10 protein-coding genes and 2 tRNA genes are annotated in these 11,873 nt (G+C 61.5%); 3 read left to right on the plus strand and 9 right to left on the minus strand.

What is annotated here, in order from left to right:
- Window positions 1–27: 27 nt before the first annotated feature.
- Both valS and J3D46_RS17875 read left to right on the plus strand, forming a co-directional pair.
- On the plus strand, window positions 28–2,649 hold the full coding sequence (valS, locus tag J3D46_RS17870) for a valine--tRNA ligase (protein WP_253468333.1): 2,622 nt from the start codon (window positions 28–30) through the stop codon (window positions 2,647–2,649).
- A 355-nt stretch (window positions 2,650–3,004) separates the two neighbouring features.
- Entirely contained in the window at window positions 3,005–3,880 is an 876-nt protein-coding gene (locus tag J3D46_RS17875; RefSeq protein WP_231343318.1) for an Fpg/Nei family DNA glycosylase, read from the plus strand.
- Window positions 3,881–3,888: 8 nt separating this feature from the next.
- On the opposite strand, the gene J3D46_RS17880 is transcribed toward J3D46_RS17875, so the two are convergent.
- From J3D46_RS17880 to J3D46_RS17905, 6 genes are all read right to left on the minus strand, one after another.
- On the minus strand, window positions 3,889–4,518 hold the full coding sequence (locus J3D46_RS17880) for a DsbA family protein (RefSeq protein ID WP_308102754.1): 630 nt from the start codon (window positions 4,516–4,518) through the stop codon (window positions 3,889–3,891).
- An 80-nt stretch (window positions 4,519–4,598) separates the two neighbouring features.
- A complete protein-coding gene (gene clpX / locus J3D46_RS17885) occupies window positions 4,599–5,888 on the minus strand; it encodes an ATP-dependent Clp protease ATP-binding subunit ClpX (protein WP_144651484.1) in 1,290 nt (429 codons plus the stop codon).
- A 182-nt stretch (window positions 5,889–6,070) separates the two neighbouring features.
- Window positions 6,071–6,730 carry an ATP-dependent Clp protease proteolytic subunit gene (locus tag J3D46_RS17890; protein ID WP_253468334.1) on the minus strand — a complete coding sequence of 220 codons (660 nt, stop codon included), beginning with the start codon at window positions 6,728–6,730 and terminating at the stop codon, window positions 6,071–6,073.
- A gap of 39 nt (window positions 6,731–6,769) precedes the next feature.
- The gene (locus tag J3D46_RS17895) at window positions 6,770–7,393 is read right to left on the minus strand and encodes an ATP-dependent Clp protease proteolytic subunit (protein WP_305884648.1); all 624 of its coding nucleotides are present in this window, start codon (window positions 7,391–7,393) and stop codon (window positions 6,770–6,772) included.
- Window positions 7,394–7,614: 221 nt separating this feature from the next.
- Window positions 7,615–8,997, minus strand: a complete 1,383-nt coding sequence (gene tig, locus J3D46_RS17900; RefSeq protein ID WP_231343276.1) for a trigger factor — start codon at window positions 8,995–8,997, stop codon at window positions 7,615–7,617.
- 69 nt (window positions 8,998–9,066) lie between these two features.
- Window positions 9,067–9,141: transfer RNA gene (locus J3D46_RS17905), tRNA-Pro, on the minus strand.
- A 128-nt stretch (window positions 9,142–9,269) separates the two neighbouring features.
- Here J3D46_RS17905 and J3D46_RS17910 point away from each other — a divergent pair.
- A tRNA-Gly gene (locus J3D46_RS17910) sits at window positions 9,270–9,343 on the plus strand.
- Between the two features lie 66 nt (window positions 9,344–9,409).
- Here the strand turns inward: J3D46_RS17910 and J3D46_RS17915 are convergent.
- The 3 genes from J3D46_RS17915 to J3D46_RS17925 form a co-directional block, all read right to left on the minus strand.
- The gene (locus J3D46_RS17915) at window positions 9,410–10,297 is read right to left on the minus strand and encodes an Fpg/Nei family DNA glycosylase (protein ID WP_253468336.1); all 888 of its coding nucleotides are present in this window, start codon (window positions 10,295–10,297) and stop codon (window positions 9,410–9,412) included.
- Window positions 10,297–10,779 (minus strand): ribose-5-phosphate isomerase, encoded by a 483-nt coding sequence (locus tag J3D46_RS17920; protein WP_308102752.1) that lies wholly within the window; start codon window positions 10,777–10,779, stop codon window positions 10,297–10,299. The genes J3D46_RS17915 and J3D46_RS17920 overlap by 1 nt, the downstream gene beginning before the upstream one ends.
- 88 nt (window positions 10,780–10,867) lie before the next feature.
- Window positions 10,868–11,863 (minus strand): hypothetical protein, encoded by a 996-nt coding sequence (locus J3D46_RS17925; protein ID WP_253468337.1) that lies wholly within the window; start codon window positions 11,861–11,863, stop codon window positions 10,868–10,870.
- Between the last annotated feature and the right edge of the window lie 10 nt (window positions 11,864–11,873).

Genomic DNA, 11,873 nt, shown 5'->3' on the forward strand with positions numbered 1-11,873 from the left:
AACGCCAGGCCATGAAACAATTGGTCCATGGCTGAATCAACGCAGGGTACAGACACGCCCGCCACCGCCCCCATCAACGTTCCCGACAAGCCGGCCCTTGAAGGCCTTGAGGCTGCCCTGACGCAGCGCTGGCTGGAAGAAGGAACCTACAAGTTCAACCCGGACACCACCCGGGAGCAGGTCTACTCGATCGACACTCCCCCGCCTACGGCATCCGGCTCGCTCCACGTGGGCCACATGTTCTCCTTCACCCAGACCGACGTCCAGGCCCGCTACATGCGCATGACGGGCAAGAATGTCTTCTACCCGATGGGCTGGGACGACAACGGCTTGCCCACCGAGCGCCGGGTCCAGAACTACTACGGTGTCCGCTGCGATCCCGCCATCCCCTACAAGGCCGATTACGCTCCGCCTGCACAGCCCGCCAAGAACCAGCGCGATTTCGACGTCGTTTCGCGCCAGAACTTCATCGAACTGTGCGAGGAACTCGCCGTTGAGGACGAGAAAGTCTTCGAGAACCTGTTCCAGACCCTTGGCTTGTCCGTGGACTGGGACCTGACGTACCGCACCATCGACGACACCTCCCGCGCAGTGTCCCAGCGGGCCTTCCTGGCCAACCTGTCTGCCGGCGATGCATACATGGCTGAAGCACCCACCCTGTGGGATGTCACGTTCCGCACTGCTGTAGCGCAGGCTGAGCTTGAGGACCGCGAAGTTGCCGGCGCCTACTACCGCTACCCGTTCTTCACCGAAGACGGGGAAAAGATCTTCATCGAGACCACTCGTCCGGAACTGCTCGCCGCTTGTGCAGCCCTGGTAGCCAACCCCGACGACGAGCGGTACCAGCCGCTGTTCGGCAAGACTGTGAAGTCCCCGCTGTTCGATGTGGAGCTCGAGGTCAAGGCCCACCCGCTCGCCAAGGCTGACAAGGGCTCCGGCATCGCCATGGTGTGTACGTTCGGTGACCTGACCGACGTCACCTGGTGGCGTGAACTGCAGCTGCCCACGCGCGCCATCATGGGCCGCGACGGCCGCATCATCGCTGAGACCCCTGACTGGATCACCACCGACGCCGGCAAGGAAGCCTACGCCGCGATCGCCGGCAAGACCGCTTTCTCCGCAAAGGAAGCCGTGGTTGAACTGCTCAAGGCAGCGGAGCTGTTGGATGGCGAACCGAAGAAGATCATGCACCCGGTGAACTTCTTCGAGAAGGGCGACAAGCCCCTCGAAGTAGTTACCTCCCGTCAGTGGTACATCCGCAACGGTGGCCGCGACGAAGAACGCCGTGAACGCCTGATCGGCCGTGGCCAGGAAATCACCTTCCACCCGGCATTCATGCGCTCCCGCTACGAGAACTGGATTGCCGGCCTGAACGGCGACTGGCTTGTATCCCGCCAGCGCTTCTTCGGCGTGCCCATCCCCGTCTGGTATCCCTTGGATGCCCAAGGCAATCCGGACTACGACAACCCCATCCTGCCGTCGGACGAAATGCTGCCTGTGGACCCTGCCGCGGATGCCGCACCAGGGTTCGAGGAATCCCAGCGTGACCAGGCCAACGGCTTCACGGGCGATGCCGACGTCCTTGATACCTGGGCCACGTCCTCGCTGACTCCCCAGATTGTCGGTGGCTGGAGCCGTGACGAGGACCTGTTCTCCAAGGTCTACCCCTTCGACCTCCGTCCCCAGGGCCACGACATCATCCGCACCTGGCTGTTCTCCTCGGCCGTCCGGGCCGACGCCTTGCAGAAGAATGCTCCCTGGAAGCACGCTGCCATCTCCGGCTGGATCCTGGATCCTGACCGCAAGAAGATGTCCAAATCCAAGGGCAACGTTGTGGTGCCGACCGATGTGCTCAACGAGTACGGTTCAGACGCTGTCCGCTATTGGGCAGCATCGGCCAAGCTCGGCGCTGACACTGCGTACGAGATCGCCCAGATGAAGATTGGCCGCCGTCTGGCCATCAAACTGTTGAACGCCTCCAAGTTCGTGCTGAACCTTGGCGCCACCGAGGACTCCGTGGTGTCCGGCGACCTCTCGGTGCTGACCAATCCGCTGGACCGTGCGTTGCTCGCGCAACTGTCCGACGTCGTCGCCCAGTCCACCAAGGCGTTCGAAAACTACGACTACGCCCGCGCGCTCCAGATCACCGAGTCGTTCTTCTGGCAGTTCACAGACGACTATGTTGAGCTGATCAAGGACCGTGCCTACGGTGCCGCAGGCGAGACCGAGCAGGCTTCCGTTCTGGCAGCGCTGGCAACAACCCTCGACTCGCTCCTGCGCCTGTTCGCCCCGTTCCTGCCCTTCGCCACTGAAGAGGTCTGGGGCTGGTGGCGCACAGGCTCCGTCCACCGTGCAGAGTGGCCCGCCGCCCTGGAAATCACCGACGGCGACACCACCATGCTGGGCACTGTGGGCATTGCGCTCAGCGGTATCCGCAAGGCAAAGTCAGAGGCCAAGGTCAAGCAGCGCACAGAGGTCCTGTCTGCATCCATCACCGCCTCGGAGGTCCTGGTCGCCCAGTTGAAGGCCGGCCTCGGTGACTTGAAGGCTGCCGCCAACGCGCAGGAGATCACGCTCCAGTCCGGCGAAGGCGAGCTGACAGTCAGCGATGTTGTCCTGGCACCGGCCGAGGAAACGCCCGCGTCCTAGCCTTCCGGCGGCCGGAGTTCAAGAGCCCAACAGTTTTTGGGCAAAGGGGAAGCCCCATCAGCGTTTTGCCGTTGGTGGGGCTTCGACTTTTCGGCTGTCTGGTGACGTCTTGACAGTCTGGCGGAATCCTTGGAATTTCAGGTCTTCCTACCTCGTCACTGGTAGCTTGCTTCCAACTTTGCCAAAGGCTGCGTTGGTTGCATATCACTGAATCTTTGGTTTCCGTGTCCCTCTTCTTTCGAAGTGGGTAAGAACCATTGTTGTCCTGCCGACGGAGATGCACAAGGCTTCCGGACGAACTACAGTCCTGTAGTTCTCCTGCGGCCCAGGTCCTACCTGTGGCAAAGTATTGTCCATGCCGGAACTCCCAGAAGTGCACGGCCTGTGCATGTATTTGGACACCCAACTCCATGGAGCTGTGCTGACCGAGGTCCGTATCAATTCCTTCTCAGCACTCAAGACTGCGGATCCTCCCTATTCCGCACTGGAAGGCCGGACTGTTCAAGGTGTCCGACGCATCGGGAAGTTCGTCTGCGTTGACGTCGACGGCCTGTTTTTCGTGTTCCACCTGGCGAAGGCAGGGTGGGTCCGCTACACGGAACATCCCTCCTCGGCCGGCTTGCGAATGGGGAAAAGCAACATCTCAGCACGGCTCCTACTCCACCGACCCGCGGATGATGCCCACATCGGTGTCGACCTGACGGAGGCCGGAACCAAGAAGAGTTTGGCAATCTACGTGGTGCGTGATCCCCAGGACGTCCCGGGGATAGCAACCTTGGGCCCGGAGCCACTCAGTCCCGACTTCGACCTTGATGCCCTGGCGACGATCCTTGGATCCAGTTCACAGCAGATCAAGGGATTGCTTCGGAGCCAGGGCGTCATTGCCGGCATAGGCAACGCCTACAGTGACGAAATCCTGCACGCCGCAAAAATCTCTCCCTTCGCCAGCGCCAAGTCGCTGGACCAACAGACAGTCGCACGGCTCTACGCGGCCATGCAGGAGGTTCTGGTAGGAGCCGTCAACGCAGCCGCGGGCAAGCCGTCCAGCGAACTGAAGGACACCAAGCGCAGCAACTTCCGGGTGCATGCCCGGACCGGGCTTCCATGCCCGGTGTGTGGTGACACAGTAAGGGAGGTGTCCTTTGCGGACACCTCCCTGCAATACTGCGCCACTTGCCAGACCAACGGGAAGATACTGGCCGACCGCCGGACTTCGCGTTTCCTGAAGTAGCGTTTGGGTTAGTTGAATTCCGGGCCTTCGCTGCGGCTGCGCTTCAACTCAAAGAAATGCGGGTATCCGGCCAGAGTGACGGTGGCGTCCCAGATGTTTCCTGCTTCTTCGCCGCGCGGAATACGCGTCAGGACGGGACCGAAGAACGCCGTTCCATTGAAGGCCACAACGGGGGTGCCTACGTCCTGCCCCACCAAAGAGATCCCCGCCTCGTGGCTTGTGCGCAAGTGAGCGTCGTACTCATCCGAGTCCGCAAAGCGTGCCAGGTCGGCGGGCAGGCCGACCTCGGCAAGGGCCTTCTGGATCACCGAAGCACGGTCCTTGTTGCCCTCATGGTGGATCTGCTCCCCCATGGCGTCATACAGCGGCTTGACGTACGTGCTGCCATGTAATTCCTGGGCGGCAATAATCACGCGGACCGGACCCCAGCTGTCATCCATCATCGCCCTGTAATCGGCCGGAAGGTCGCGGCCCTCGTTCAGGACGGAAAGGCTCATGACATGCCACTCGGTCTGGATCCCCCGGACCTGCTCCACTTCGCCGATCCAGCGCGAGGTGATCCAAGCAAACGGGCAGACAGGATCAAACCAGAAATCGGCTTTGTTGACGGTTTCTTCGGACACGATCTGATCGGGCACAGGGAACTCCTCGGAAGGGTGGGAAACGTGGCAAGCAGGCGGTCCCAGCGGAACCGCTCCTTGCTTAGGCCAACAGAAGGCTAGGCCGACTTATTCCGGCGCTTGGCTACGACGTCATGGGCGATCATGGTCGGCTGCGCCTTCTTCGCTACGACGTCGGCCGTAATGACCACGGTGGCGATGTCATCCCTGCTGGGGAGATCGAACATGACCGGCAGCAGCACTTCTTCCATGATGGCCCGGAGGCCACGGGCGCCGGTACCGCGCTCAAGCGCCTGATCCGCGATGGAGTCCAAGGCGTCGTCGTCGAACTGCAGGTCAACGCCATCCAACTGGAACATCTTCTGGTATTGCTTCACCAATGCGTTCTTGGGAGTGGACAGAATCTGGATCAGGGCAGGCCGGTCCAGGTTGGACACCGTAGTGATAACAGGGAGGCGGCCGATGAACTCTGGGATGAGGCCGAACTTCAGCAAGTCCTCAGGCATTACTTCGCCGTAGGTGTCCACATTGTCACGGGCTTCGTTGAGCGGCGCGCCGAATCCAATACCCTTGCGCCCGGACCGTGAACCAATGATGTCCTCAAGGCCTGCAAAGGCGCCGGCAACGATGAAGAGGACATTGGTGGTATCGATCTGGATGAACTCCTGATGCGGGTGCTTACGGCCCCCCTGAGGGGGCACTGACGCAACGGTTCCCTCAAGAATCTTCAGGAGTGCCTGCTGGACACCTTCGCCGGACACATCACGGGTAATCGACGGGTTTTCGCTCTTCCGGGAGATCTTGTCGATCTCATCAATGTAGATGATGCCCTGCTCGGCCTTCTTGACGTCGTAGTCAGCGGCCTGGATGAGCTTAAGCAGGATGTTCTCGACGTCTTCACCGACATAACCGGCCTCTGTCAGGGCGGTCGCATCGGCTACGGCGAAGGGGACGTTAAGGCGCCGGGCCAGCGTCTGGGCCAAATAGGTCTTACCGCAACCCGTGGGGCCAATCAGGAGGATGTTGGACTTTGCGATCTCCACGTCCTCGTGGTGTGATCCCTCACCGAGGCTCCCGGTCTTGGGTGCGTGGCCTGCCTGGATGCGCTTGTAATGGTTATAGACTGCCACCGCCAACGACCGCTTGGCCGGTTCTTGACCGATGACGTATTCCTGCAGGAAGTCGAAGATTTCACGGGGCTTGGGCAGTTCGAAACTGCCGAGATCGGAAACTTCAGCGAGTTCCTCTTCGATGATCTCGTTGCACAGCTCGATGCATTCATCGCAGATGTAGACACCGGGCCCGGCAATCAGCTTCCGTACCTGCTTTTGGCTCTTTCCGCAGAAAGAACACTTCAGCAGATCCGTGCTCTCGCCAATCCGAGCCATGTGGGAATCCCTTCGTTGCATGCGGGTGATGCGGCTCCGCGCCGTCATCAAGTGTGCGGCCAAGCCGCGGCTGGCACCACCGTGACAACATCCACTCTAGGTCACAATGGGCTGCTTGGGTGGAAACAGAACGCCGGTGCGGTCCATATTTCGCGAACCGCACCGGCGTCGAATTCCGTGTGCTACCGGGAGATTGTCTGGGGCTTGATCTTGCGGGAGTCCAGAACCTGGTCAATGAGACCGTAGCTCAGGGCGTCCGCCGCCGTGAGGATCTTGTCGCGCTCGATGTCATTGTTGACCTGCTCGGAAGTACGGCCCGAGTGGTGCGCCAGAGTGTCCTCAAGCCAGGTGCGCATGCGCATGACTTCAGCCGCCTGGATTTCAAGGTCGGAGGCCTGCCCACCTTGGCCACCGGACAGAGCCGGCTGGTGGATCAGGACACGTGCGTTCGGAAGCGCCAGTCGCTTACCCGGGGTACCCGCAGCGAGCAGAACTGCAGCTGCACTGGCGGCCTGGCCCAGGCATACCGTCTGGATCTCCGGACGGATGTACTGCATGGTGTCGTAGATGGCCGTCATGGCCGTGAATGAGCCGCCTGGCGAGTTGATGTACAAGGTGATGTCGCGGTCCGGGTCCGTTGACTCAAGGACCAGCAACTGGGCCATGATGTCGTCGGCGGAGGCGTCGTCAACCTGGACACCGAGGAAGATGATGCGGTCCTCGAACAGCTTGGTGTACGGGTCCTGGCGCTTGAAGCCGTAAGGTGTGCGTTCCTCGAACTGGGGCAGGACGTAACGGCTGGACGGGAGATTACCGGCAGACCATCCGAAGTTGTAGTTCATGTTCTTTACTCCTGGGGTTTCAGTGGTTCTTGGTGCCGGTTAGTTTTCGGAGTTCGACTCTGCGCCCGACTGGTTGGCCGTACCGCCACCACCGGCAACAGAACCGGCGTGCGCCGAGATCTTGTCGAAGAAGCCGTATTCCAACGCCTCGGGGGCCGTGAACCACTTGTCGCGGTCGTTGTCCTTGAGGATGGTCTCTACGGACTGACCGGTCTGCTCAGCCGTAAGTTCCGCCATGACCTTCTTCATGTGCAGGATCAATTCAGCCTGGATCTTGATGTCCGAGGCCGTGCCGCCGATGCCGCCGGAGGGCTGGTGCATCAGTATGCGGGCGTTGGGCGTGGCGTAGCGCTTGCCCTTGGTGCCGGACGACAGGAGGAACTGGCCCATGGAGGCAGCCAAGCCCGTTGCGACTGTGACGACGTCGTTCGGAATGAACTGCATGGTGTCGTAGATGGCCATGCCGGCCGTCACGGACCCACCCGGGGAGTTGATGTACAGGTAGATGTCCTTCTCCGGGTCTTCGGCCGAGAGGAGGAGGAGCTGGGAGCAAATGGCGTTGGCATTCTCGTCACGGACTTCAGAGCCGAGCCAAATAATGCGCTCTTTCAGCAGGCGGTTGTAGATGTAGTTGTCCTGGGCTGCGGGATCGACAGTTGCCATCCGGGGAGCCTCTGATTGCTGTGACATAAGTACTTACCTCTCGCTGGTGCCAGTGACCTCACTGAACTTCACTACTTGGACACTAACCGTTTTCCGGGGTGATTTGTTCGCCGGAATCGCGCTGTTCGCTGACGGCGCACGTCTACGCTCGGCAGCAATGTTCAGCCTTAAAAGCAAACCGGCCCCGGATCAGTAGATCCGGGGCCGGTCGAAGTCGTTGACTAGAACTTCACTGCTGCGGGGTCGTCGCTTGCTGCAGCGTCGGCTTCCTCAGATGCCTCGACAGCTGCGGCCTCTTCGGCTGCTGCTTCACCGGCAGGACGAACGAAGTCGGTGAGGTCAACCTTGTTGCCCTCGGAGTCGACAACCTCTGCCTGGCCCAGCACAACTGCCAGCGCCTTGCGGCGGCGGACCTCGGAAACCATCATGGGAACCTGGCCGCTCTGGTCAATGATCTGAGCGAACTGGTTGGGGTCCATGCCGTACTGGCTCGCGGTGGTGACGATGTAGTCGATCAGCTCGTTCTGGCTGACATCTACTTCTTCCTTGTCCGCGATGGCGTCAAGGATGATCTCGTTCTGGAACGCACGCTCGGTGTTGGCCTTGACCTCGGCACGGTGCTCCTCGGTGTCGTGGTCACCTTCGCCGTGGGCGTTCTCCGGGTTGAAGTGCGCTTCGATCTGCTCTTCGACCACGGAATCCGGAACCGGAACCTCAACGAGCTCAACGAGCTTGTCCAGGACCTTGTCGCGTGCTTCTACGCCTTGCTCAACAACCTTGGAGTCGGCAGCCTGCTTGGCGAGGTCCTCACGGAGCTCGGCAAGGGTGTCGAATTCGGAGGCAAGCTGGGCGAAGTCGTCGTTTGCTTCAGGAAGTTCGCGCTCCTTGACAGCCTTGACAACAACCTTCACCTGAGCGGACTCGCCGGCGTGGTCACCGCCTACCAGCGTGGTGTCGAAGATGGCTTCTTCGTCCGCAGAGAGGCCGGTCACGGCTTCATCGAGGCCTTCAAGCATGGTGCCGGCGCCAACCTGGTAGGACAGGCCCGACGCCGAATCGATCTCTTCGCCGTCAATGGTGGCGGTGATGTCGATGGTCAGGAAGTCGTCGTTCTTCGCGGGGCGCTCCACGGACTTGAGCGTGCCGAAACGGCCGCGCAGTTCGTCGAGGGACTTATCGATGTCAGCGTCGGAGGACTCAGCTGCAGCGACCTCGACCTTGATACCGGCGTAGTCCGGCAGTTCGATCTCGGGGCGGACATCGATCTCAACCTGGAACTTGAGCTCGCCATCGGTGGACGTGGGGTCCGGAACCTCGGTGATCTCAACCTCGGGGCGGCTCAGGGGGCGTACGCCCGTTTCCTGAACTGCGGCCTGGTACCAACCGTTGAGGCCATCGTTGATGGCCGTCTCCAGGACGTAGCCACGGCCAACACGCTGGTCGATCAGCTTGGTGGGAACTTTGCCCTTGCGGAATCCGGGAACCTGGATCTGCGAAGCAACGGTCTTGTACGCGGCATCGATACTCGGCTTCAGTTCCTCAAAGGGAACCTCAACGTTGAGCTTGACCCGCGTTGCGGTGAGGTTCTCGACAGCGCTCTTCACAGTCTAAGTACTCCTGATTTTGTGGGTATGGGGTTCTGTCGCGTCCCAAAGGCGGACACAAACACAGAGTCGGGGTGACAGGATTTGAACCTGCGACTTCCTGCTCCCAAAGCAGGCGCTCTAGCCAAGCTGAGCTACACCCCGAACGCACAGGACAGTCTACGGGCAAGCGAGCCAGGAATGCACATTTGACACTGCCGCCGGAATTAGGTTTAGTTGTACCCGGCTTCAACAGCCACCGGGAAGATGTCCAGAACGAGGATATCCGTCCTGGGGACGTAGCTTAATGGTAAAGCCTCAGTCTTCCAAACTGATTACGCGGGTTCGATTCCCGTCGTCCCCTCCAGCAAAAGCGCCCCGATCCACGGATCGGGGCGCTTTTTTGTTGCTGCCAAACCTGTTTCCGCTGCTGCTACACCTGGCAGCCGGGACACCAATAAAGCTTGCGGGCGCCAATTTCCGCCATGCCCACGATCGTCCCGCAGGCCCGGCAGGGCATTCCGTCCCGCTTGTAGACGAAGTGGGCATCGGCGTCGGGCGCTATCGCAGCGTCACCGGTCCACAGTGTGGGAGGCGTCGTAACAATCCGTCCGTCACGGACTCCGTCGGACATGGTGTCGACAGTGTCGTCCCACAGATGACCGGCGGACTCCGCGTCGATACTGCTTCCCGGGGTCCAAGGATCCATGGCCTGCCGGAACAGCACTTCGGCGCGATAAATGTTGCCTACGCCGGCCAAAACCGATTGGTCCATCAGCAAGAGGGCAACCGCTGTCTTGCGGCGGCGGAGGCGGCGGATGAATTCCTCGCGGTCCCCTCCCCTGTTGTGCAACGGATCAGGGCCCAAGCGATCCAGCACGGCTTGGGCCTCAGCCGAGGTGACGGCAGCACAGATCGTGGCACCGCGGAGGTCGGCCCAACCGTGGTCGGACACCAAACGGACGCGGACGGCACCCACGGGAGGAGGCGGTCCGGCGTATCCAGTGTCATCGGCCGCGGGCCCGGTCTCCTTTTCTCCGATGCGACGGGGAGCACCAATACTGGAGGCTCCCGTAAAGGTGCTGTCACCACCAAAGTTCCACGCACCGTACAGTCCAAGGTGGACGTGGAGGAACACTTCGTGGTCGAACCTGAGGAACAGCTGCTTCCCATGGGCCATGGCCTCCACCATGGTGTGCCCGGTCAGCAGCTGGGCTCCGGCGGCAAACCGTCCTTGCGGACTGGAGACGTCCAGGCGCCGGCCGCCAAAAACATCTTGGAATTGGCGGGCCAGGCGGTGGACCGAGTGCCCTTCAGGCACTACTCGACGATTTCGCCGGTGGTTTCGTACACGGCAATTTTTCCGATGCGGCGCACATGGCGTTCGTCGTTGCTGAATGGTTCCTGCAGGAACGCTTCGATGAGCTCGGTGGCTTCTTCAACGGAGTGCTGGCGGCCGCCGACGGCAATAACGTTGGCATCGTTGTGCTCGCGGGCAAGCTTTGCGGTGGAGAGGTTCCATGCCAGCGCAGCGCGAACACCCTTGACCTTGTTGGCGGCGATTTGTTCGCCGTTGCCGGAGCCGCCCAGCACGATGCCCAGAGCGTGGACACCGGCTTCCTGGTCCGCAACGACAGCAACACCGGCATTGATGCAGAACGAGGGATAGTCGTCCAGTGCGTCGTACTCCTTGGGACCGTGGTCCACCACGTCATAGCCCTTGGCGGTGAGGTGGCTGACCAGGTGGGCACTGAGCTCCATGCCGGCGTGGTCGGTGGCGATGTGGACGCGGGGTGTAGTCACAGGAAGTCCATTCTTTCTGGCGCGCGGCTACGGCCTATGGCCGGGCGCGGCGATGAGGGATGCGCTACCTAGGGTACCGCTACCCGCGTTATGGGGCCTGCCCGTCCTCATGTGCCCGGTGGGCGGCCCTGTTCAGAACTCCCGCAAGGTTGTCGGCTGAGGCCTTTGTGCCGGCGCTGAGCGCCACCCGGCCTCCATTGAGTTTCCGGACTACGACGGCGGGGCCACTGCTGACGAGCATCGCCGTGGCGTCGTCGTGGTGCCGCCAGCCCCAGCCGCCGTAATCGGCAGCCTTCACCTCGGTGGGTGCTGCCGCTGCGATATCGACGGCGGGAACCGTCAGGACACGCACGATGCCACCAGCAAATACCTGTAATCCCCCACGGTCGGCACGTACTCGCGCGAACAGGAACCCGGCGCCACCCAGAGCAGCCACCGCCACCAACGCCCCCAGCCATGGGACTGCGATCGCTATTAAGGCAGCCGGGAACAGTGCGGAGACAATGATCATGACGAATACCGAACTCCGGGCATGCACCCACAGCCTGAGCGAGTCACGCGCCAGGTCCGGATCTTCGAGAAGGCTCAGTTCCTCCTGCAGCGCAACGTCGTCCTCCCGCGTCCACCGCGGGTCGGGCTTGAACGCGAACATCATGACGACGCCCAGGGCAACCGCCGCCCCACTGCCCATGGCCAGGATGATCGGGTCCACGTGGGACTGTCGGGCATCAGCCAACCCTGACTGGCCGACCAGTCCGGCGGCCAGCACCGTGGTGATGAAGAGGCTGACCATGAGGCCCACGCCCATCATGACGCGCCGCATAACTACCGGCCGGGTAATGGATACCGCTTGGAGGAACACCGCCCACCCGCAGACGGTGATGAGCGCTGCGCCGCCCGCGACGTAAGCTCCGAACGGCGCGAAAGAACTGCCGCCGTCGGAGTTCCACATGACGGCAACGGGGTTCGGGAGGTCGTTGCGCAGCATTTGGGCGCACACTGCGAAGCCCACGGCGAGGAGCAACGGAAAGGCGACCGCAAACCTCAGTGCGCGGAAATCGAGAGTGTCCCGGAACGATCCCATGATCCAACGC

Origin of the sequence: Paenarthrobacter sp. A20, assembly GCF_024168825.1 — a bacterium.
In the GTDB taxonomy this organism is placed as follows: domain Bacteria; phylum Actinomycetota; class Actinomycetes; order Actinomycetales; family Micrococcaceae; genus Arthrobacter.